The 21,653-nt window shown below is 59.1% G+C and carries 17 protein-coding genes and 1 pseudogene; 9 read left to right on the plus strand and 9 right to left on the minus strand.

What is annotated here, in order from left to right; genetic code table 11:
• Nucleotides 1-4: 4 nt before the first annotated feature.
• From QZ869_RS13165 to traA, 3 genes are read right to left on the minus strand one after another with little or no spacing between them, the layout of a single operon-like run.
• The gene (locus tag QZ869_RS13165; protein WP_296105327.1) at nucleotides 5-1,165 is read right to left on the minus strand and encodes a conjugal transfer protein TraB; all 1,161 of its coding nucleotides are present in this window, start codon (nucleotides 1,163-1,165) and stop codon (nucleotides 5-7) included.
• Nucleotides 1,155-1,685, minus strand: coding sequence for a conjugative transfer signal peptidase TraF (gene traF / locus QZ869_RS13170; RefSeq protein WP_296105329.1), 531 nt, complete (start codon nucleotides 1,683-1,685; stop codon nucleotides 1,155-1,157). Before traF ends, QZ869_RS13165 begins: the two co-directional genes overlap by 11 nt.
• Nucleotides 1,686-1,717: 32 nt before the next feature.
• Nucleotides 1,718-5,299, minus strand: a complete 3,582-nt coding sequence (gene traA, locus QZ869_RS13175) for a Ti-type conjugative transfer relaxase TraA (RefSeq protein WP_296105330.1) — start codon at nucleotides 5,297-5,299, stop codon at nucleotides 1,718-1,720.
• Between the two features lie 254 nt (nucleotides 5,300-5,553).
• On the opposite strand from traA, the gene traC reads away from it, so the two are divergent.
• The 9 genes and pseudogenes from traC to QZ869_RS13220 form a co-directional block, all read left to right on the plus strand.
• Complete coding sequence (gene traC / locus QZ869_RS13180) at nucleotides 5,554-5,850, plus strand: conjugal transfer protein TraC (protein ID WP_296105333.1); 297 nt, start codon at nucleotides 5,554-5,556, stop codon at nucleotides 5,848-5,850.
• A gap of 4 nt (nucleotides 5,851-5,854) precedes the next feature.
• A complete protein-coding gene (traD, locus tag QZ869_RS13185; protein WP_296105335.1) occupies nucleotides 5,855-6,070 on the plus strand; it encodes a type IV conjugative transfer system coupling protein TraD in 216 nt (71 codons plus the stop codon).
• Nucleotides 6,057-8,009, plus strand: a complete 1,953-nt coding sequence (gene traG, locus QZ869_RS13190; protein ID WP_296105336.1) for a Ti-type conjugative transfer system protein TraG — start codon at nucleotides 6,057-6,059, stop codon at nucleotides 8,007-8,009. Before traD ends, traG begins: the two co-directional genes overlap by 14 nt.
• 84 nt (nucleotides 8,010-8,093) lie before the next feature.
• Nucleotides 8,094-9,035, plus strand: coding sequence for a DUF1837 domain-containing protein (locus QZ869_RS13195; protein ID WP_296105338.1), 942 nt, complete (start codon nucleotides 8,094-8,096; stop codon nucleotides 9,033-9,035).
• On the plus strand, nucleotides 9,035-11,641 hold the full coding sequence (locus QZ869_RS13200) for a DEAD/DEAH box helicase (RefSeq protein ID WP_296105340.1): 2,607 nt from the start codon (nucleotides 9,035-9,037) through the stop codon (nucleotides 11,639-11,641). Before QZ869_RS13195 ends, QZ869_RS13200 begins: the two co-directional genes overlap by 1 nt.
• Nucleotides 11,642-12,379 (plus strand): DCL family protein, encoded by a 738-nt coding sequence (locus tag QZ869_RS13205; RefSeq protein WP_296105342.1) that lies wholly within the window; start codon nucleotides 11,642-11,644, stop codon nucleotides 12,377-12,379.
• 198 nt (nucleotides 12,380-12,577) lie between these two features.
• Nucleotides 12,578-12,844: a WGR domain-containing protein gene (locus tag QZ869_RS13210; RefSeq protein ID WP_296105344.1), complete on the plus strand. Its 267-nt coding sequence runs from the start codon at nucleotides 12,578-12,580 to the stop codon at nucleotides 12,842-12,844.
• 28 nt (nucleotides 12,845-12,872) lie between these two features.
• Nucleotides 12,873-13,133: a hypothetical protein gene (locus QZ869_RS13215; RefSeq protein ID WP_296105433.1), complete on the plus strand. Its 261-nt coding sequence runs from the start codon at nucleotides 12,873-12,875 to the stop codon at nucleotides 13,131-13,133.
• Nucleotides 13,058-13,363, plus strand: a pseudogene (locus tag QZ869_RS13220) (thermonuclease family protein); the annotation flags it as partial. The gene QZ869_RS13215 and the pseudogene QZ869_RS13220, both read left to right, overlap by 76 nt.
• 40 nt (nucleotides 13,364-13,403) lie before the next feature.
• Here the strand turns inward: QZ869_RS13220 and QZ869_RS13225 are convergent.
• The 6 genes from QZ869_RS13225 to QZ869_RS13250 form a co-directional block, all read right to left on the minus strand.
• The gene (locus QZ869_RS13225; RefSeq protein WP_296105346.1) at nucleotides 13,404-13,577 is read right to left on the minus strand and encodes a hypothetical protein; all 174 of its coding nucleotides are present in this window, start codon (nucleotides 13,575-13,577) and stop codon (nucleotides 13,404-13,406) included.
• A gap of 500 nt (nucleotides 13,578-14,077) precedes the next feature.
• The gene (locus tag QZ869_RS13230) at nucleotides 14,078-15,292 is read right to left on the minus strand and encodes an acyltransferase (protein WP_296105347.1); all 1,215 of its coding nucleotides are present in this window, start codon (nucleotides 15,290-15,292) and stop codon (nucleotides 14,078-14,080) included.
• Between the two features lie 269 nt (nucleotides 15,293-15,561).
• A complete protein-coding gene (locus QZ869_RS13235; RefSeq protein WP_296105348.1) occupies nucleotides 15,562-15,735 on the minus strand; it encodes a hypothetical protein in 174 nt (57 codons plus the stop codon).
• Nucleotides 15,736-15,982: 247 nt separating this feature from the next.
• Nucleotides 15,983-18,133, minus strand: coding sequence for an integrase (locus QZ869_RS13240; RefSeq protein ID WP_296105350.1), 2,151 nt, complete (start codon nucleotides 18,131-18,133; stop codon nucleotides 15,983-15,985).
• The gene (locus QZ869_RS13245; RefSeq protein WP_296105351.1) at nucleotides 18,130-18,693 is read right to left on the minus strand and encodes a hypothetical protein; all 564 of its coding nucleotides are present in this window, start codon (nucleotides 18,691-18,693) and stop codon (nucleotides 18,130-18,132) included. The genes QZ869_RS13240 and QZ869_RS13245 overlap by 4 nt, the downstream gene beginning before the upstream one ends.
• Nucleotides 18,694-19,865: 1,172 nt before the next feature.
• A complete protein-coding gene (locus QZ869_RS13250; protein WP_296105353.1) occupies nucleotides 19,866-21,326 on the minus strand; it encodes a site-specific integrase in 1,461 nt (486 codons plus the stop codon).
• Nucleotides 21,327-21,653 lie beyond the last annotated feature (327 nt).

Below are 21,653 nucleotides of genomic sequence, written 5' to 3' on the forward strand. Positions count from 1 at the left end.
ATCCTTAACTGTTGAACGAGATGACGAGAGGCAGGTCGAACAGGCGAGCCCAGGCCTCACTGCTTGCCCGCTGAATGTCGATGATCGACGTCCCCGCGGTCCACCAGCCATTCCCCACTGCGACGATGGCGTCGGGGCGGTGGAAAGCCGATTGCATGACCGGCCAGACAAGAAGCTGCTCGTAGCAGATCAGCGGCGCCACGGTCTGGTCGCCGACATCGACGACGGAATTGGCGAAGAAATGTGCCCGGGCGCCGCCTTGTTCGCCAACCCAGGCTCGCCATGGCTGCCACATCGATCCGGGCACAGGCATCCTCTCCCGATAGAGAATGTCGCTCCCATCAGCCGACACTTTCACGAGCACATTGTCATAGCCTTGGCTGTCGATGACGGCCGCTCCCGCGATAACAGTGATTTCCGTTCCAGCGAGAGATCGCTGCCAGACGCGACCAACCGTCGGCGTCCAGAAGTTGAGAGTGCTTTCCGGCAGCAAGACCGTTGTGCCTGGCGGGTGAAGGCGCACGAGGTCGATCAGCTTTTGTTGCCGCTTGAGGCCAGCTTCGCGACCAAGAGATGCGCCCATTTCTAGGTCGACACCTATCCACGACGCAGGTAGAATCGGCGGTGTCCACTCAGCGGCGGACCAGAGCCAGAGGCCTGTCATGGCCAAGGCTGCAGCCGGCCGATATTGCGTCGTCATGACGATCAGGCCGGCTGCCATCGCACCCAGACCCAGCCATCCCCAGCCCGGAAACAGAACGCCTGCGGCGGCGATTGGATGCGCCCATCCAAGAATGCCGAAGGGTGGGACCACCATTGCGACGCAAGCAGCCAGATAGCGGAGTGGTTTTTGCCATCCCTTGCGATCCGTCCAGAGCAGGGAATGCACTCCTACGAAAGCGGAGGAAGCGACCAGCCATAGCAGAAGACCGGGCCAGATATCCGATGAATAGAAGTTCGATACACCCTGCGGCAATCCCCGCGATGCGGCGAGGAAGTAGGCCGCGGAGGCTGCCATTGCCTGCAGGCGCGTCCGCGCCAGAGACCAGAGCATGGGGAAGCTCGCTGCGAGCGGAAGGAGGAGCACTTCACCACTCCAACCGATCCATCCGGTGATCGTAGATAGCGCGACGACGACAGCCGTCCGGAAGAGGTCATGGCGCATAAGTCCAGACCTCCTGCGCCAGTCCAAGGATGCCATCCATCGGAAGAGGACCGAAGTACCGGCTATCGAACGATCCGGGAAACGCGGAATGCAGGAAGACCATCCCTGGCGGAACGACACCTCCATCATAGGGCGTCATCTCACGCCCGTGGCCGTCCAATTGTGAGACCCGCGAGCGGGGCAGCGGACGACCATCGACGCGGACATCGTCATGGATCTCGATCGTCTGCCCGGATGTCGCCGCAACCATCTTGATCAGTGGCGCGACCCTGCCCCTGCAGAGGCCGAAGCGCAGATATCCTCGCGCGCGAGCCTCACGCATTGCGTCGGTCTCAGGCGGGCAGATGAAGACCAGATCGCCAACCAGGATCGGGCGATCGGGCTTGACGATCCGCCAGACACCCAGCGGTTCGCTTGGTGTCAGATTGGCTCTGAAACCCTGACCTCCGATTAGCACGATAAAGCCAAGTGCGAACAGACTGACGCTTGAGATCCGATAGAACCAGACGAGCCGTTTCATGCGCCGCAGCACTCTATGTCGATGGCGCATCTTCATTTGAGGGTCAGGCCCTGGGACTTCGTCTGGCGCAGCGTCTCAGCCTGCTTGAGTGCCGTAACGCTGCGCTCATGGGCGAACAATTGTTGCACCGTCCGCATCGTGTTCCAGGCTTGTTGCACCTCGCTCTTCTGGGCTGCATTCATCCCTACAGTCACGCGCTGGAATGCCTCGCCACCGCTGTCCTTCGCTGCAAGCGGAAGGAGGGTTCTTTCCCCGAAACGCTCCGTGACCGCCTTGGCAAAACCCTCGAGTTCAGCCTTCACCATTTTGTCGGCAAGGGCATATTCCAGACCCGAGGGCAGATCATTCCTGTCGATGGCGTCACGTACCCGTTCGAGCACGGTCTTCGCGTTGGCAGAGAGGGCAGGGATCTCCAGGGCAACTTGTCGTCGGACAGCGAGTTCCTGTGCGTGGTTGCGGCGTTCGGCTTCGCCACGCTGGCGCAGGTAGTCACCGATACTGTCAGCGAGCGGCGTGACATTCTTGAGTGACCGCTCCCGGTCCACCTTGTCGTTGCGGCTGGCAAGTAGGCCCGTCTTGCCCTTCAGGTCGCCGAAGGATTCCGGCTCTGCAGTGATCCTGGAAATGGTCTTCGCCGCGGCCGCCTGATCGCGCAACATCGCATCGACGTCGACAGCCTTGAATGCCGCTTCCGGGTTGGCGAACACATGGTGGAAGCGCATGGACACTTCCTCCCACTGCTTCTTCAAGGCAGGGTCGGCGGCGATCCTGTCTTCGACGGCCTGGTCGATTGTTTTGGGGAACGTCGTGATGCCTGATACCATCGGCTTTTCCTTCTTGGCTGTGTTCGGGATGGAGATGTTGCTGCTGCCACGGGCCAGGCCGAGCCTCGCGCCGATGGCCGCGAGCTTTGCAGCGAGATTGATGAGCCGCTGCTTCTGTCGGACGGTCCAGGCGAGCCGGTCCTTCGAGATCGTGCGGGCGACATTCATCAGATGCAGGCCACGGGCCTCCGCAAATAGCAGCGCGGCGCGATAGGACGATGCGCCCCCATAATCGAGGGTCGTTTCCTTCGATCCATCGCGAGCCAGCCGCTCCTTGAGCCGCTCTATCGCCAGTTCCGCGACGTCGATGACTTTCCAGGTATTCCGCTCGGCCGTCGTGCCATCCGGCAATGTGACCGTCTCAGATCCATCGTGCTTGAGACCGATGCGATCACCGATATCAGGCCGAGCTTCCTCGATGGCCCGCTTGAGATCGACACCCCAGATCGTGCGTTGCTGTCCGTCACCATGCTCGAGCGTCACGAAATAGCTGTCGCGGTTTCCGGGCTTGTGTTCGTAGGGCGCGACACCATGTTCGACGAGTATACCGCCGCGGCGGCTGGTGAACTCTTCCATGCCGACATGGAGCTCGGCGGCCTCGCGATGGCGTGTCATCGCGACATAGGTCAGGTGACGGTCGAGCGTGCTGGATGCAAGGACTTTGACACGATCGACGGTTGCGCCCTGAGACTTGTGGATCGTGGTCGCATAGCCGTGGTCGAGATTGGCGTAGAACTGCTGCTCGACGATGACCTGTGTGCGGTTCTCCCCGTCGCCGATCTCGGCCACGATGCGACCGGGTGCAGCATCCATGACCTTGGCCAGCATGCCGTTCTTGACGCCGAGGCTGCCCTCGTTCTTCAGGAAGACGATCTGGTCGCCGGCCGCAAAACGACGGGGGCCGTCCTCGGTGTTGAACGCAAAACCTTCGCCGACAATGCGGCGCTCGACGAGCCTGCCACGCGCCAGCTCGTTCAGTTCGCGCACGTCACGACGACGGTGTGCGAGGATGAGCGTAGTCTTGTCGGGATCGAAACCCCGGTTCCAGCTTTCGATCAGCCCTTCGATCGCGTTCTGCCTCGTCCAACCGGTCTGTACCAACCCGGCCTGCTCATAGGCATTCAATGCGCTCGCCACGTTTCCACGCGCCAGATCGAGCGAAGCATCCCGCATCCACTGATCTTTCTGGCGGTAGATCGTCTCCAGCTCCGCATAGCCGACGCGATCCGTGATGGCCCGGAACGCAGCACCTGCCTCGATCGGCTGGAGTTGATCGGGATCGCCGATCAGCACGAGCTTGGCGCCGGCCTTCGTCACCGCTTCGACGAACAAGGCAAGTTGGCGAGACGACACCATGCCCGCCTCGTCCAGAACGAACACTGTCTTGTCGTCGAGGTGGTCACGCTCCTTCTCCCAGCGGAGCTCCCAGGACGACAACGTGCGCGAGACGATGCCGGCTTCCTTCTCCAGACCCTCCGCGGCCTTGCCGGCCAACGCACCACCGACGACCCGATAGCCGGCCGCTTCCCAGACCTCCCGGGCGGCCTTCATCATCGTGGTCTTGCCAGCGCCAGCACGGCCGATGACAGCGGCGATACCAGCGTCGCCAGCGACATGTTCGATCGCCGTCTTCTGCTCGTCGGACAGGCGATCGTGCCGGGCAAACGTCGCCTCGAGGACCGCCTTGCGGACGCCGTGTGAAGACCGGTGCGAGAGCCAGATTGATCGATTGGCCATCTCGGCTTCAAGCCGGATCAGCTCGCGCGTCGTGTACTTCGCCGATGTCCGGGCACCTGTCCCGAAGTCCACCCGCTCGCGATCCAGACGAAGTGTCTCCGGGCTCTGGTGGATGCGCGCCATCAGGCTTTGGAAAAGGCCCGCATCATCGATATAGCGATGGAGGATCTTTGCGACGTCGCGCTCGTCGAACACGCTCTTTTCCCGCGTGATCAGATCGAGCACGATCTCCGGATTACGCTGGATCCGGCGGGCATTTTCAGCACGCCGCCCCTCCTGCAGTTCCAGCCGCTCAAGCGCTGCCCTATCCTCGGCACTCTCCGCCTTCCTCTCGATCGCCTTCGTACCGACGCCGAGATGGATGGTCGGCGTTAGCTCGATGCCCTGTTTCTCGAAGGAGCGACCGTCGACCCGGAGGTCGAGGCCGGCCAACGCCAGATGCCGGTTCTGGCAGGCGAACCATCCGTCGCGAAACGCATTGAAATTTTCGAGGCCTCCCGCCCAAAGCTCGTAGACGATCTTGCCGCTGTCATTGCGCAGCGGTTGGCCGTCACGTCCCACAACAGCCACCTTCTTCGAACCGAAACCATCTTCGGTCAGCGGCCGCAACGTTGTCATCAGATGGATATGCGGATTGCCCGGGGCGTCGTGGAAAACCCAGTCAGCCACCATGCCCTGAGCGGTGATGTGGCGGGCAACGAAATCCTGGACGAGCTCGATGTTCTGCCCGGCTGAAAGCTCTATCGGCAGCGCGATGGTGACATCCTTGGCAAGCTGCGCATCCGATCGCTTCTCGAATTCCTCGACCTTGTTCCAGAAGGCTTCCGAGGCTCCCGAGATAGACCGATCAGCAATCATCGATTGCAACCATTCCGGCGCGTCGGCCGGGATGACAAACTCCTCGTGTAGCAGACCCTGCTTGCGCGTGTAATCGATCGTCCGGGCTTCCCGCTCGTAGTCCATTTTGGCGCAGTGCCGATACGCCGCCGACAGCACGGCGCTGCGGCCGGAGCCGCGTGCAACGATGCTGACTGAGAAATGCGGGACGGCCATGACCAGACAAGCTCCTTCGACCCAACGAAATCAACGTGTTCGTGAGGAGCGGATGGCCCCGCCAGGGCCGAGAAGCAAAGCGTCGCATCAGCGACGTATAATTGCGCCCTTCGGATCCGTCCTTGCGAACGGACGGGATGATGCTCAAAAGCGTAGGCTCCGCCTACTCGCATTTCTGTTAGTAGATCGGCACGCCGATCTGAACGACTCTGGCTGCGTGAACCACACCATGCAGCAACAGGGACAATCCAGAGATGAAGAAACCATCCTCCAAGATCCGCGAAGAAATCGCCAAGCTCCAGGAACAGCTCAAGCACGCAGAAACGAGAGAGGCCGAGCGTATCGGTCGCGTCGCACTGCGGGCAGGCCTCGGCGAGATCGAGATCGACGAGACGGAGTTGCAGGTGGCGTTCGAGGAACTGGCGAAGCGCTTTCGCGGAGGCAAGCCCGGCACGAGCGGACGGAAAGAGGCAGGGGAAAGCAGCACGGGCAGCGGGCAGTCCGAAGCGCTCGCGTCTGGCGCGGCTTCGGGCGGCACTCCTGAGGCTTGAGCGCATGAGCAAGACCATATCGTCCGATGCCAGGAAGAAAGACACGCGTGACAAGATAGAGCTTGGCGGCCTGATCGTTAAAGCCGGCCTTCGCTTCGAGAAGCGAGCGCTTCTGCTCGGCGCTTTGATTGACCTGCGAAAGCGGCTGAAGTCCGACGATAGCGAGCGATCCCGACTGACAGCGATCGGGGCGGGGGCGTTTGGCAATGAAGGTGAATAGGATCATTCTCGTCATTCTGCCCGCGGTCATGATGGGTGCCACCGTGTTCGCGATGACAGGGATGGAGACGTGGCTTTCCGGGTTCGGAAAGACCGAGGCGGCAAAGCTTGCCTTGGGACGGGTAGGGGTCGCGGCGCCATACGTGGCGGCTGCCGCCCTCGGCCTGATTTTCCTGTTCGCAACAGCCGGTTCAGCCAGCATTCGTGCCGCGGGCCTTGGTGCCGCAATCGGAAACGCTGCAGTCATCCTGACAGCTTGTGTGCGGGAAGGCGCGCGACTTACTGCGCTTTCCCCCCAAGTGCCGGCGGAGAAATCTGCGCTGTCCTATCTCGATCCATCGACCATGATCGGTGCCGCTGCAGCACTGATGTCGGGCTGCTTCGCAATGCGCGTGGCGCTAATCGGCAACGCAGCCTTCGCGCGGGCAGCACCCAAACGCATCACTGGCAAACGTGCCCTGCATGGCGAGGCCGACTGGATGACGCTTCCCGAAGCCGACAGACTGTTTCCGGCGTCTGGCGGCGTCGTGGTGGGCGAGCGGTATCGCGTCGACCGCGACAGTGTCGCCGGTGTTTCCTTCCGTGCCGACACCACTGAGACGTGGGGTGCTGGCGGCAAGTCGCCACTGCTCTGCTTCGATGGCTCGTTCGGCTCCTCCCACGGCATCATCTTTGCCGGATCGGGTGGCTACAAGACGACCTCCGTCACGATCCCGACGGCCCTGAAATGGGGCGGCTCGCTCATTGTGCTCGACCCCTCCAACGAGGTCGCGCCCATGGTCTCGAAACATCGGGAAGAGGCGGGCCGGCGTGTGCGGATCCTCGATCCGCGCAAACCCGCGACCGGCTTCAACGCACTCGACTGGGTCGGCGAGTATGGCGGCACCAAGGAGGAGGACATTGCCTCAGTCGCATCATGGATCATGAGCGATAGCGGTCGCGCAAGCGGTGTCCGTGACGACTTCTTCCGTGCCTCAGGCCTGCAACTCCTGACCGCGATCATCGCCGATGTCTGCCTCTCCGGTCATACGCCGAAGGAGCAGCAGACGCTGCGCCAGGTGCGCAGCAATCTGTCGGAACCCGAGCCGAAGCTCAGACAGCGCCTGCAGGATATCTACGACAACTCGGAATCTGACTTCGTCAAGGAAAACGTCGCCGCCTTCGTCAACATGACGCCGGAAACTTTCTCCGGTGTTTATGCAAATGCCATCAAGGAGACGCACTGGCTCTCGTACCAGAACTATGCGGCGCTGGTTTCGGGATCTGCATTCCGTACCGAGGACATTGCCTCGGGCAAAACGGATGTGTTCATCAACATCGATCTCAAGACTCTGGAGACCCATAGCGGATTGGCGCGTGTGGTGATCGGCTCGTTTCTGAACGCGATCTACAATCGCGATGGCGCAATGGAGGGGAGAGCGCTCTTCCTGCTCGATGAGGTCGCCCGTCTCGGCTATATGCGCATTCTGGAAACTGCGCGGGACGCCGGCCGAAAATACGGAATCACGCTGACCATGATCTATCAGTCGATCGGCCAGTTGCGTGAAACCTATGGAGGGCGGGATGCGTCCAGCAAGTGGTTCGAGAGTGCGAGCTGGATCAGCTTCGCAGCCATCAACGATCCCGAGACCGCTGACTATATCTCTCGCCGCTGCGGTACGACGACAGTCGAGATAGATCAGGTCAGCCGTAGCTCCCAGACGCGCGGTTCGTCCAGAACGCGCTCAAAGCAGCTGGCCGCTCGACCACTCATCCAGCCACACGAAGTCCTACGAATGAGGGCGGACGAGCAGATAGTTTTCACCGCAGGCAATCCGCCACTTCGATGCGGCCGCGCCATCTGGTTTCGGCGCCAGGACATGAAAGCTTGTGTTCAGCAAAGCCGCTTCAACGAACCAAAGAGGACGCAAAGTTTAGAGGGGGAACAATCGCTACAATAACTTGGAATTTCAACGCTCATCGCTTGCAGCTCTACAGTTTGATTCGCAATATAATTGCAATTGATTCTCTAGGACTGCGGGGACATGGCAGAAATCACCAGTGCAGAGCTCGACGCGATTTTGTCGGGCGATCCGGACGAATTGGGTGTGCACTTACACTTGGTCGAACGCGACATCGTAATCGATGGACACAAGGTCACGGTTTATTGCCATTGCCTCACGACCGACGGAAACGGCAAGGTCAAAATCAAACGGCTGGCGGAATTCATGCGCCACGCCGCAGCAGACTATGCCATTCCCCGTACTCGCATCGAAGAAGCGAGGCAGCGGGATGCAAAGTTTCGATCCACATCTGCCGTCGCAGCACTCCATGAAAAAGCAAGAGCCGTGTTCACCGACCTCGCCAAGACCGGCGAGGGAGGTGAAATGCTTCTATTCCTTCTGGCGGAGCGCTTCCTCGGCATCCCGCATGTTCTCTGCAAGATGGACCTCAAGACGGACAGTCGTATGCACTATCACGGTGCCGACGGCGTCTACGCATCGGTATCCGACGACGGTAAGCTGAAACTTTTCTGGGGCGAATCCAAAGTCTACAAGGATCCGACAGATGCGATCCGGGACTGCCTTAGCTCGCTGGCACCATTCTTAATCGAAGAGGATCATCTCGATTCATCACGGGAGCGAGATTTGGTCCTTTTAAGCGACAAGGCCGATCTTGGCGATCCGCAATTGTCCGCAGCTTTCCGTCGTTTCTTCGACACAACCTCTCCCATGTCGAACAGGGTGGAGTATTGCGGCGTAGCGCTGGTCGGCTTCGACGCCGAGTTCTATCCTGCCGATGATGGACAGGGTGTGTTGGATGATATGGTAGCTGCCGCGAAGGTGGGACTTGAGGGATGGTCCGCATCAGTTGGTCGCAGGCTGATCGAGGAGAAGCTTCAGCATTTTGATATCCACTTCCTTTGCCTGCCACTTCCATCTGTCGACAAATTCAGAGAAGCGTTCCTCGAAGCGATGGGGCGTTGATGTCTGAGGCAGAACTCCAGGATTGGCTTTACGACACATCATTGCGGGGCGAGTTGCAACAGCTCGGCTTGGTCACCACGCTTTTAGAACTAGACAACGTGACGCAAGAACCCGCGTTGGTTGAGGTCAAGTTCGATTGGCCGCGCCTTCTCTTTGGTGCGAGTATCCTTGCGCGTTCGAGAAAGCGGTTGCATCGCGAGGCTAGTTTGCGGATCGCCACCGGTGCGATGCTGCTACCAACGTCAGACCCAGTTCGCGATGCAGCCGCGGTCCTATTCGACAAACTCTCAAATCGCCGCTCGGTGGCACTCGCCGAAAAGCGCGGGCGGTTAAAGCCCGACCTGGAAGCACGGCTGGGCGTCGCGCTTCGGATCGAGGACCAGCGCAAGCAACTTGAGAATTCCATCCTGCTGGAAGCGACAGGTGAGCGCCTGCCGGTCAACGAGTTTCAGCTCGAATTTTGGCGCGCGGCTGCCCAGGAGCGGGCCTGGCTGTCCGCCTCTGCTCCCACGGCATCCGGCAAGACCTTCCTCGTATTGAAATGGCTTGTCGATTGCATCGCGACCGAGAAGATCCAGCGGGCAGTCTATCTCGCACCGACACGCGCACTCGTCTCGGAGATCGAGGCGTCGCTGGCCGAGGTTGCCGCGCAGTCCGGGCTCGATATTGAGATTTCCTCGCTGCCATCCGCGCAGAAATATGCGGCTGCAGAGAAATCCGGTAAGCGATGTGTGTTCGTCTTCACGCAAGAGCGATTGCATCTTCTGGCCAACCTTTTGCACGAGCGTGTCGACCTCGATCTCGTTGTCGTGGATGAGGCACACAAGATTGGTGATCCGCAGCGCGGGGTCATCCTTCAAGATGCTATCGAGCGTCTTCTTCGATCGAGCCCCAATATGCGTGTCACGTTTGTAAGCCCGGCAACGCAAAATCCTGAAGTGCTTCTCGACGATGCGCCCGAAGCCACGCCTACCATACCGATCGACAGTGATGTGGCCACCGTTTTGCAAAACATCGTTGTCGCTCACCAGGTTCCGGCAAAGCCTCTCAAATGGGCGCTGAAGTTCCGGCACAATGAAGACTATCTACCTCTCGGGACGCTGACACTCGCGAGCAAGCCGGGTTCACTGTCGAAAAGACTTGCCTTCATTGCAGCCGCGATTGGTGAGCGAGGCGGAACGTTGGTCTACACCAATGGTGCGGCGGAGGCCGAACATGTCGCCGAGCTCATCAGTCAGCTGCTGCCGAGATCTAAGGAGATAGATCAAGAATTGGCCGACCTTTCCGACTTGGCCCGGAAATGTGTGCATAGAAGCTATAGCCTCGGACCATTGGTAGAGGCCGGTGTTGCGTTCCATTACGGAAACATGCCGTCGTTGATCCGTCTGGAAGTCGAGCGCCTGTTCAAGACAGGAAAGCTGAAATTCCTGGTTTGCACGTCCACGCTCATTGAGGGCGTTAATCTCTCCTGTAGGACGATCGTGGTTCGCGGACCCCGCAAGGGAAAGAAGACGCCGATGGAGCCGCAAGATTTCTGGAATCTTGCGGGTCGAGCGGGCAGATGGGGTGATGAATTTCAGGGCAATATCATCTGCATCGACGCGTCGGACGAAAAAGCCTGGCCGTCAGGCGTTCCCCAACGTACCCGGTATCCTATTCGCAGAGAGACGGATACTGCGCTGTCGAAACTTGACGAACTGACCGCCTATATAGAAAGGCGCCCTTTGGGCGTTGACATCGACCCAGATCAGGTCCGAGCCTTTGAGCAGGTGAGCGCCTATCTTACAACTGCCTATGTTCGCGATCGATCTTTGACGGCAGCGCCATGGGCAAAGCGCCAGTCTTCTGCAAACCTGCAACGGCTTGAGCAGGCGCTCGCGAAAGCGACCGATGGCCTCGACCTCGCTGCCGATATCGGCGCTAGAAATCCCGGGGTAAGCTTGATCGGGCTCCAAAGCCTGCTGGCATATTTTCGGGCATATGAAGGATCAACGGAAGATTTGCTGGCTGCGCCGTCGGAAAGCGACGATGCATATCATCGTTTCTCCAACATGATGGAACGGATCAATGACAATGTCCTGACTGTCTTTGTGCCAAAGACTTTGATCCCGCTTCACGCGCTGACGGTGCTGCAATGGCTGAAAGGCTTTTCCCTGCCGACGATCATCCGTAAGCGGCTGGAGTACCTCCAACGGCGTGACGGTGAGGTCGATACGGCCAGTGTCATACGAAGCACGCTTGAGATGATCGAAGGCACGGCCCGCTTTCTGGCACCGCGCTACTTCTCGGCCTATGTCGATGTGCTGAATCAGCACTTGAAGGACATAGGTCGGGAGGACCTTATCGATCAGGACCTCGATATCGGTGTTGCATTGGAGTTCGGCGTCAGCACTGTCACCCTGCGTTCCTTGATGGAGTTGGGCATGTCGCGCATAGGCGCGGTGGCTTTATACGAGATTGTCGCGTTGGATCAGCTGGATGAGGCAGCATGCATTCAATGGGTCGTTGACCGACGCGACCGGCTGGATGCCCTTGGTCTTCCCTCGATCGTGGTCCGCGAAATACGCGAAAAAGTGCTGATCAGGGCGGTATTGGAGGAGGAATAGATGGCAAAACCCGTCGAGCTTACGAACGGTCAGGTATTCAAGACAAAGAAGGCTGCCGAACAGCATTTTCGGGATATGCTGGCACGCTATAACGACGGAGATCACATATCGGACTATCAGGACCACAGCGATCTCTCGGCGCTGCTTGAGCGATTTGATTTGCTCGTTTCCGATGGCCCTTCGAAAATAGGGGCCGGTATAAGGCGGTTCGAGCGGCGGATGAATAGGGGTGACGGATGGTCGAGCCCTGGGTTCTGGGTCATTCGCGTCGACGATACTCCCACAGATTTCAGTTACGTGCAGGCAGTCGCAGGCCGCCCCAAGAGCGACGCTGAGGAATTCTCGGTGGCATGCCACAATGCGGTGTCCCGTGACTTGCTGGCAATGAAGCAAAAGCAATTTGACCATTTCGCGGGGCCGGACGGCTTAATCGCGTGCGACATTACAGGGAGTCTCGTTGGATATCCCGAGGCGCAACTCAGTCACGCATATCCGCCTTTTGGTATGATTGTGAAGGAATTTCGCAAGGCGAAAGGATGGGGCGAGGTAGTTCCACCGGGTATACTCACGGCTTCCGCCGATGCTCAGATCTCCACCCATTTCGCCGATGCTGCAATGGCACGAGAGTTTCTGGACTTCCACCATGACCGGGCTGTTCTGAGGATCATAGGCAAGGAGCGTCCACCGATCAGCATGTCCTCGGTCCCCATTGTGAAACGGCCGCTCCGCTTCAGGTAGAGATGTTGAGGGAGGATCGTGACCCGGATGGGCGAAGACCGCAGGCGGGCTTCGTTCGCATCAGCGAATAGAGTCGTACGCCGAAGGCGGACCGCCCAAGCACGACTGTGTCGCCAGATCACGAAAATGAATCGATCATTCCCGAGCGATTCAAAACTCTCGTTGGACGGAGATTGCCAAAAAGACGATCATCCCGGCATGATCACCCAGCCCTACCATCTCTACATCGAAAGATCGGACCGTACGAAAAACATGGCCCGCTTCTATGCGATGTCCATCCAGCCTAACCTGTTCGGAGAGGCTTGCCTCACGCGGCGTTGGGGGCGTATCGGAACCACCGGCCAGACAATGAGCCAACATTTCGAAACGGAGCAAGAGGCAGTGGCCCTCTTTCTCGATCTTCTCCGACAGAAGAAGCGGCGCGGATACGCAGCGGTCATTCGACATTCGCGCAACGACAGCTAATAAAAGGCGCCCAATTCAAGGATTACGCATGGACAGCAGATCAGAAGGTGTCGCTCGTCGGCAGATGTGGCGCTTCATCAGAATGATCCAGGTGGCGATCTTCGTCATTTCTCCAGCTGCCCACGCCTTGATCGGCAACAAAGCCTACGCAAGCGAAGCCGGATTTAAAGTAAGCCTGCCATTCCAAATGTGTGCCACCGCTCGCGTGCGGCATGCGTCGTTGACGGGGACACAATCTGGCTTCGTGGCCAGAAGATCCGTATCGCCGATATCGACATTCCGGAGGTGAGTGAACCGAAGTGCTCGTCGGAACTCGCTCTCGGCAACCGCGCCACGGCCAGAATGCTCGAGCTCATCAACGAGGGTCCGTTTGAACTGAAAGCTTGGCCCGGCCTCGATGCCGACCGATATGGTCGCAAGCTTCGTGTGCTGATCCGCGACGGTCGGAGCCTGGGCGATATTCTGGTCTCAGAAGGTCTCGCCAGAACCTGGAGCGGCCGACGAGAGCCATGGTGCTGAGGCTAAGAGATCGGCCCGGCGAACCGGGCAGATACGGCGGCTAAGACCGCCGGTTCCAATCGGTCTCGAAATTGACCTCGATCTCGACGAAGAACGGGATCGTGATCGCGATCTTCAGGCCGAGTTTGCCCTTGCGGAATAAGTGACACATCACCTTGGCGAGGTTACGCAGGCGGCGGCCGGTTGCTTTGAGGAATTTGGCGAGCTGTTGCATTTGGTTTCTCCTGTCGATTGCGTTTCGTCGCGGGGATGAAATGCGGATCGGGAAGGAGTGCCGCACCGGGCACGGCCGGAGCGCAGCGGAGGACCTGAGGACAGCTGAATTTTGCGCCGCGAGGAGCCGCAGGCGGGGAAAATTCTGCTGGCATCAGGTTGCGGCAGGACGCACGATCCGCATCATTCCCAATGTCGATGAAATGGGATCGACAGGAAAATTGCAGCGGCTCTGATCCGAAGACGACAGGCGATGGGAACCACCTCAGAAAGGTGGCTCAGCTTCAGCAAGGCCGTCCAGCTCGGCAGCTGAGACGATCAACTCCGCCTGGGCGATTTCGAGTTCAGCCTCGATCTGGCGGCGCTCGGCACCATCGACAGCATTGCGCAGCTCGGCACGTTATCCTGACAGTCAACTACGAATGGGTTTCCGAGCTGAAAAACCTAAGTACCGCGACTAAGATGACGGCGCCGAAAACCATGGGAAATTCTGTCGCAAACCTACTTTGATGGCGACAGCACTCTATCCCGAAGATGCAGGAATGTCCGCTCTACACAAAACCAGAGAACAGCCGCGACGGCAAAACTTGCGATCAGGTAAGCCACAAAGCCGACGCTGCCTTGTAGGTTCTCTTCTCCAAAGACCAGGCGCATTACGTGAAAGACGGATTTGTGCGTGAGGTAAAGGCTGTAGGACAGCGTCGCGACGACAGCTGCACCTGGGATGGGCCAGCGGCTTAGAACGTGCTCAAGATCGAGCATGGCGCAGAATAGCAGTGCGAGGCCGATCGAGATCAGCGGAAAGCCCGCAACCGCGCCGAGCTGCGCCTGAAACACCGGAAATATGCCTTGTCCTGCAAGCGGTCCCCGATCAACGAAACAGATGAGCGCTGCAATTACAAAGATCAGACCTAAGGGAATGGTGAGCTTGGGCGGCAGATACTGCCTGCAAAGCTCTGGCTTAAAGAAGCGGGCGGCCGCAAGCACCACGCCGAACAACAGGCCGTCGAGACGCGTGTATGTGGGATAGTAGACATCGCGAAGGTAAGTCGCAAAGGCAGGGCGGAACTGGCCTTCTGCGACTAGGGTGCCAACCTGCATATCCCAGATCGCGTAACGCAGCACGACCCCGGCGAGGGTCAACAGTCCTGCGAGGGCGAGCACCCATCCTGTGCCGATGCGCTTATACAGGAGGAGAACTAGCAAAGGCAGGACGAGATAGAACTGCTCTTCGACGGCAAGCGTCCATGCCTGGGAAAAAGCGTTTCCTTCCCTCGGATCGAATCCGAGATTGACCGTGAAGGTCGCGAACTTCCAGAGCGGCTGCATGGAAGGGTTGTCGCGAAGTATCGGAATGAAGGCGTACAGGCCTAGAACCACGAAGAAGGCCGGAAAGATGCGGAAGGCGCGGCGGAGATAGAACGATTTGAAATCGACGGTTCCTGTGCGCGTCAATTCCTTGAACAGTTGCGTGCCGATCAGGTAGCCGCTGAGCACAAAGAAGATATCGACACCCAGCCAGCCATATTCGCGGACGGTCACCAATATTCCGGGCGTGGCGTTCAATGGCAGATGGACGAGCATCACCAGCAGGATCGCCAGGGACCGCAGGATGTCAGGGCCCACCATACGACTGCCCGCTGCCACGACGCTCGTATGCGGGAGGGAAGAAAAATTGCCTGCATGTGAGTTGTTCGTGGTGGCAAGTATAGTCATGCGCAACGCTCCGGACGTTAATGGCAAAAGCTGGTGCCAGTCAACTTACCGATCTACGGTTGCGATGGAATGGGCCAGTATGGAAACTGTCAATTAACCTAAATTTTTTGTAAAATTGTAGACTATCTATCCCTCAGGCGCAGACCAATACCATTGATTTTGCCCCCCTATTTGGGCGGCGTGGCCAAGGCGTCGGCAACCGTGGCTCAGCTGTGGCCTGAGGCGTTCCACAACTGGGAGGGCGCACCCCTCCCGGATCACTCGCAACCTCATTCGAGGTCAGCGAGATACAGTGCGATGTCGCTTGCGAACTGCTCGTTCTCGGCCTGTGCCTTAGCGACGAGGGCGGCAAGCTCGGCCTCCACCATAGCGCGCTCGGTCTTCGTGAAATAGCAGCTCCGAAGCTCCGCGCGCAGTTCGTTGATTTGATCGAGAGTAGTCATGTTGATCGTCTCCTTTTTGATGACGTCAACGGGGCGACGTGCGCACGAAGCCCGGGTCAAGGAGCGCGAAGCGACCGCCAGCGGCGGCGAGTGAGGTGCCGGTTTTGTCGGAGCGCAGGGAACCGGAGCGGAGGCAAAATCGGGGGACCACACTCGTCCTTTACCCGGGCTGAGCAGCCGTAAACTGGGACGGCAGAAAGAAGAGACCCCGCGTCCCCGACAGGGGGCGCGACTGTATGGAAGCAGGCTATCCTCTTGCCGCATCGATATCGGATAGGACGGTCTCTATCCTTCGGAGATCCTGTTCGATGCTGAGGCGCTGAAGTTCGGACAATCTCTTCTCCTTCAGCACGCCCCTGGCATTCTCCGCCGCCCCTTCCCACGCAGGACGGTGGCGTGCTGTTATACAGGCGTTAGGGCATCTCGACGGCTCGCACAGAGAGATCATCGGAGCGGACTGTTCGCCAGCGGCATGGCGAAGACAGACGGCGGTAGCAGGATCAAAAAAACAGTCGGCCAACACGCCGACATGGAGGGTGCGTGCCGTGTCGGCCAGCATGACACGTAGGCGACCGCGATCAGCGATCATGCCGGGAAGCGGTTGCAACGCGGACGCAGCGCCATCGAGCGACTTGGCTATCCGAACCGCAGCTGGGCCGGAAAGTCCGTTGCCCAGCTGTCTCTCGTCGAAATAGGTGAGAATGTCATCCATCTGCCCGAGGCGCCTTTCGTTCTCGACCTCTGCAAGAAACCCTGATCGACTGGAGCCCGCATAGCCTTCAAACGTCGCGACCGAGACGTGTTTGTACTGGATCATTCCTGCGATGGTTCCGAAGGGTCTGTTGGCGATATGCCAGGCGATCGTTCGACGGAACTGACGCGTCGTCAGTTGCCAGGGTCGGCCATCGGGTCTTGGTGGTATGATCGGCTCGGCCTCAGTTCCAAACCGCTCGTTCAGATAATCGCGAAACTGATTCAGTTTGGTGACGACGTCCGTCGCAAGTACCCGCTTGCGAGCGTGTGAGAGAGACAGTACTGGCCAAAGCGTCTCGGTACCTCGCTGTTGCACAGAGCGGACGTTGAGTTGTTCGAGGACTGAAATTGCCGTCGCTACGGGTGTGATGGTGATCCACTCCGCCTCTTCGCCACGTGCTTCCTTGCTTTTGTAGGCGACGGACTTCACCCTGTGCCTGTCAATCAGCCCGTCCTCGCTACGAGTGATCGAGAGACAACCGGGACGCATCGCCTGGACTTCACTATCGCGCATGCCGGTCAGATAGGCGCAGACGACATAGCAGGCGGCTTGCAGCATACGTTCTTCTATTGCCAACGCCCGTGCGTCAAAGCGGACACGCCAGGGACGACCGGTATCAGGATCGACCGAAATCTGGGTATCCATTCCACCGATCTCGGTGCCCAGTTCGCTGGCGGCTGCTTCGACGGTGCGCCTCATCTTGTCGTTGGGTTGACCGCCGGCAGATCGTTGAAGATTGGCGTCTGCGCCGACATTGAGATAGATCAGTTGCCAGTTCAGAGGCGGTTCGAATCCCGAGACTGGTGCTGCCCTGCCGATCCTGTCAGGCCAGGCTGGAATGCCGCGGCCCTGCCGACGGCGTTCATCGAGATATGCATGCAACCGAGCCTGACGGCGCGCCCGTCGTTCGTTGCGAGGGGCGAGAGCATCTCCAGCACAGAGCGCCTTGTGGTGCTGTTCGAGTGCCAGCACTTCCCTGCGTGCGGCGAGAATGTCGGGCGCAAATACAGTCACATATTTGAGCGACCATGCGAGCAACGGTTTGATGATCGCTTCCGGGATCCGCAGCGTACGGTTCTCCTCCGTCCTAAATCGATACCCGGCGACTTGGGCGGGCTTGCGCCCATGCCAGGGCTCGAAGGTGAGCTTCGCCACGGTGAGATGATTGCGGAATAAGTACAGGTCGAACACAATGCCTAATAATTGCATGACGATGATCGGCCGCCGTCCCCGACGAAGAAACCTGGAGAAATCGTCAAGCAAGGTCTGATCGACGCGGCAGAGGTCGAAGACACCATGGGCCGCCTTGACGAAATCGAAGAAGCTGCGCGCGGAGCGAAAAAGGCGGCGGACATTCACCGGTGTCGCTCGCATCCTGTATCCCGGCAGATCAATGTTCAGGCGAACATAAAGGTAATCTCGAAGAGCCTGGCCAATCTGCGGGTCATCGACAACGCTAAAATCCACGGTGGCGTCTGAGCTTCGCACGTTCTCTCGAAAAACCGCAGGGTTCAAGTCCCATCTGTCGTCGCCATAGCGCGACAGGCTCGACCGCTCGAAACCGGGGCGCAAAGCTGCGGTGGCCAGCACGGGGCGGCTGTCGAAATCCGTAGTGACGACGGGAAGGTTGGCGATAGCCTTCACTGTAACGCCTCCGGCGGCATGTAGTTGGACACCGGTTCGCTGGCGAGCATACAACGTGCCTCCTCGATGGTCGCCGCACCGAACGCAGGCAGGATCTGCATGGTGATGCGGGCGTGCGCGGTTGCGAACTTCGCCGCCCAATGGCTGGCGGAAAGCGAGAGGCGCTGGTCTTCAATGAAAGCGAGAAACGACAGGATGGCGGGGAGCTTGCGAGCGGTGATGACAGCGTTCGGACATTCAAGACAACCCCAGAAGGGTTGCGAACAGGGGGAGCCGGGATCGGCATAGGGGCTGGAAAAGAACCCGCCACAACTTGCCAGCCAGATATCCTGCTTTCCGTCGAGAAGTGAGATCGGATCGCATCCCGCTGGAGCGGTCACCGGATCATTCCGCCAAATCTCTTCGTCCTCTGGCGTCAAGACGGTCGACGACGTAGCCGATCTGACTGCCTCGGTGAAAGCATCAGCGATCGCAGATTCATGAAGAGGTCGGAGTGCGGGAACATCGGCATAGTGCCGAGCAGCCACCTCCTTGGAGTGACCGACCGCAAAACGCGTCATGTGTCCCTCTGTCTTTAAATACCAGAGTGCCTTGTGCGTCTTGCGAAGTCTAGAAAACGTAAGATGGAGGGGCTGGCCGTTATCATCGCGAATATTGTGCTGTGCCGTCCAAGCATCGATGCGATGCTGGGGATAGTTTATCCCGGATGTTAGCCCGCCGAACCCATAGTACACCCAAAGGCAGTCGGTCCGCCGATGTTTGCGAGCGGCCGCAGTCCAGGCAATCACGTGACGGATAAGTCCTCCTGGCGTTCGCGGACCTCCGTCGCCGACGCGAAGTGTCTTATACTCAGCGCCACGAGCCCGTCGTTTGATGTAAGCAATCTCGACCGTCCCGTTTGCAGGGTTCCTAAGGCAATCAACGGTCAAGGTCTTGCAGCACTCGGGCTCCAGACCGGTCTCAAGGGCCAGGAATATCATCAATGGGATGACGTCGTGAGACGTCAAATAATGTTGCTCGTGAAGCTGACGAGACAGGTTCTCCGACGAGAGACCTCGAACCCTTCGCGCGTGCTGGAGAGCCCGATATCTGCGATCGTTATGGGGCAAAATTCCCTTGGCCTCGATCTGCGCATGCATCTCTTTCTCCATGGCCTGCAGATCACTGCGCGCGCTCACTGGCTCAGGATCACGAAAGCGTTGAAGAAGCCTCATGATATCCGCCCGAGCAGCGTCCCGAAGCTGCCGTGCAACGTAGGGACTGTATGCATCGCGGGGAGTGGCCGGGGGTATCGGCCTCAGCGTCGTATAGCTGAGCCGATCGCGGAGCGGTTCAGAAAATGCGACAATCCCCTCAGACGCTACCTCTCGCAACGTCACGATGATCTTGTTCAAAATAAACAGCAGATGGGTGTTCGACTTGCCATTGGCCGCTAACCAGGCTTCAAATCCATCAATATGACGCACCAGAAGCCGTCTTGGCGCAGCAGGTACATCCTCTGCCTCTGTCATATACGCGAAAAACAGCGGCAGGATGCGGGCGTAGACGACTACAGTCGATCTGACAGATAGGGGCCCACCGAGACCAGCAAGTCGCCGTAGCGCACGCGCGAATGCAAGGGCCAGCCAGCGCGGCTTCAGATGAGTGTAGTCAAGCGGAACCTCGCCACCATCCTGCGTCTGGATGCTAAATCGGAGACCTGATACCACGTCAGCCGGCAACTGGGGCGGCGCTATGAGTTCTCGGTTAAACGCGACAGGCTGGCCCCTGCGAGGTCGGGTGTTAATAATCGATCACCGCTTGGCAGTAGCGCCAGCAGTTCCGCGACGGCGGTATCAACTGTGTCTGCGCGCGTAGCGATATGATCCAGGTACACGGACGTGGTCTCAAGGCTGGCATGGCCAAGGAGCCGCTGCACCTGTTGCAGGGGATCTCCGAGGATTCTGCGGTAGCCTTCCGCCGGACCAGCCGAACTCGTCAAGGATGCGCCCTCGAGCTGGCGCTGAATTAGCATCGCCAGTATATGAACTGCGAAGGTATGCCGGAGCTGATGTGGACTGATGTCGATCGGAAAGCCACTTGCCTGGCAACGATGGCAGGCCCGGGCGAATGCGACCTCCCAGGAATTTGGGCGCACCGGCTGGCCCACCTCCGTCAACCACAATACCGCTGGTTCGATTGGCGTGTTATCCGCCTCACAGATGACCAAACGCTCTCGTTCTTCCGGCGAGAAGACTTCCAGCGGAACAACTCGCCCGTCGAGGAGTAAGAGATTCCTTGACCCGGCAGTCGGTCGACGCACACGGATTGGACGTTCTACAACGCTCCAGCCTTGGCGGGCTTTGAACTTTGTGACTGCGTGGGCGCGTTCAACGCGAATGTAGGTGCGGAGCCGCTGAAGCAGACCATCGGGAATAAGGATTGCCCGTCCGCGCTCTCCTTTGGTGAGACCTGCAGGTAAATTGAGCCATGCCTGACGACAAGACGCATTCGCCGCAGGCAAAGCGTCAAGCTCGAACGCCAAGAGAAACGACGCCTCCTCGAGCCTCAAGCCGGTCACCACCAGCATCTCCGCAAACAGCGCGTTGCGAAGTCCATTCCTGTCGCGCGCTCCCGGCCGCTCACTTCCGCCCGCAGTGAGACCGCGTACCCCTACATCCCGGAACTGGCGAAAATCCTCAAGCGTGACGAAACGGATGGTTGTTTGATTGGCACGCCGTTCGAATGCATCGTTGCGCGCCACTATCCTGCCTTGACCCCGCGTCCGATTACGGCGCCAGATCTCCCGATGCGAGAAAGGGGTCGATCGCAGAAGTCCCTCGCGCACTCCCCACTCATACAGCTTGTCGATTGCAGCAATCGATCTGTTCCACGACGCCGCCGAGATCCGGCTTCCAGGCTCGCTCCGTCTACGAATGCGGTGAAAGGCTTCGACATCGGAGCGGGCGGCTTCCCAGGCGGTCTTGTCACAGACTTCGATGAGGAAGCGCAACCACACCATGATGTCGTAGCCGTAGGCGCGAAGAGAATGACGGGAGCGAACCCCGTTTAGCGGTAGGTCGAGAAAGAAGCGATCAACGTCGGCGTCGTACAGTTCACCGCCGCGTAAAATCCGCGGCACGTAGGCATCGAGGCCTTCGGCGGCTCGCCGCTCTTCGAGCGTGACCTTTGATGAAGTGTCAAAAATATCCATAGCTTGTTCAACCCTCCCCCAGACCCCCACCCGGGAGCCCGCGTCTACGGAAGGTGCTATAGCCGCCGGCACTCTCCAGGCCGGCCTCCGCCAGCTATTTGGGAGCGCTGCGTCCGGCCTGGAAAGCGCCTTCCCTCAGCATGCGCATGGACGTAGCCAAGGTCGGTAAAGTCGGTGCAGACTGTCAAGATAAGGCCCGCAGTTCTTCGATCTGGATTTCGAGTTCGTAGGTCATCTTCGTCTCCTTGACGTTTGTGAAAGATGACCTCTGGCCCCAAGAAGGGGATGGCGGGGTCAGGGATCGCGCCAGCGACCGGCCGAGCCGGG

It is taken from the genome of uncultured Agrobacterium sp. (assembly GCF_913777885.1).
Classification (GTDB): domain Bacteria; phylum Pseudomonadota; class Alphaproteobacteria; order Rhizobiales; family Rhizobiaceae; genus Agrobacterium.

Bases quoted from the DNA above. Each gene is read 5' to 3' on its own strand.
- QZ869_RS13165 (WP_296105327.1), bottom strand. From the start codon at position 1,165: ATGCGCCATGACCTCTTCCGGACGGCTGTCGTCGTCGCGCTATCTACG.
- traF (WP_296105329.1), bottom strand. From the start codon at position 1,685: ATGAAACGGCTCGTCTGGTTCTATCGGATCTCAAGCGTCAGTCTGTTC.
- traA (WP_296105330.1), bottom strand. From the start codon at position 5,299: ATGGCCGTCCCGCATTTCTCAGTCAGCATCGTTGCACGCGGCTCCGGC.
- traC (WP_296105333.1), top strand. From the start codon at position 5,554: ATGAAGAAACCATCCTCCAAGATCCGCGAAGAAATCGCCAAGCTCCAG.
- traD (WP_296105335.1), top strand. From the start codon at position 5,855: ATGAGCAAGACCATATCGTCCGATGCCAGGAAGAAAGACACGCGTGAC.
- traG (WP_296105336.1), top strand. From the start codon at position 6,057: ATGAAGGTGAATAGGATCATTCTCGTCATTCTGCCCGCGGTCATGATG.
- QZ869_RS13195 (WP_296105338.1), top strand. From the start codon at position 8,094: ATGGCAGAAATCACCAGTGCAGAGCTCGACGCGATTTTGTCGGGCGAT.
- QZ869_RS13200 (WP_296105340.1), top strand. From the start codon at position 9,035: ATGTCTGAGGCAGAACTCCAGGATTGGCTTTACGACACATCATTGCGG.
- QZ869_RS13205 (WP_296105342.1), top strand. From the start codon at position 11,642: ATGGCAAAACCCGTCGAGCTTACGAACGGTCAGGTATTCAAGACAAAG.
- QZ869_RS13210 (WP_296105344.1), top strand. From the start codon at position 12,578: ATGATCACCCAGCCCTACCATCTCTACATCGAAAGATCGGACCGTACG.
- QZ869_RS13215 (WP_296105433.1), top strand. From the start codon at position 12,873: ATGGACAGCAGATCAGAAGGTGTCGCTCGTCGGCAGATGTGGCGCTTC.
- QZ869_RS13225 (WP_296105346.1), bottom strand. From the start codon at position 13,577: ATGCAACAGCTCGCCAAATTCCTCAAAGCAACCGGCCGCCGCCTGCGT.
- QZ869_RS13230 (WP_296105347.1), bottom strand. From the start codon at position 15,292: ATGACTATACTTGCCACCACGAACAACTCACATGCAGGCAATTTTTCT.
- QZ869_RS13235 (WP_296105348.1), bottom strand. From the start codon at position 15,735: ATGACTACTCTCGATCAAATCAACGAACTGCGCGCGGAGCTTCGGAGC.
- QZ869_RS13245 (WP_296105351.1), bottom strand. From the start codon at position 18,693: ATGACGCGTTTTGCGGTCGGTCACTCCAAGGAGGTGGCTGCTCGGCAC.
- QZ869_RS13250 (WP_296105353.1), bottom strand. From the start codon at position 21,326: ATGGATATTTTTGACACTTCATCAAAGGTCACGCTCGAAGAGCGGCGA.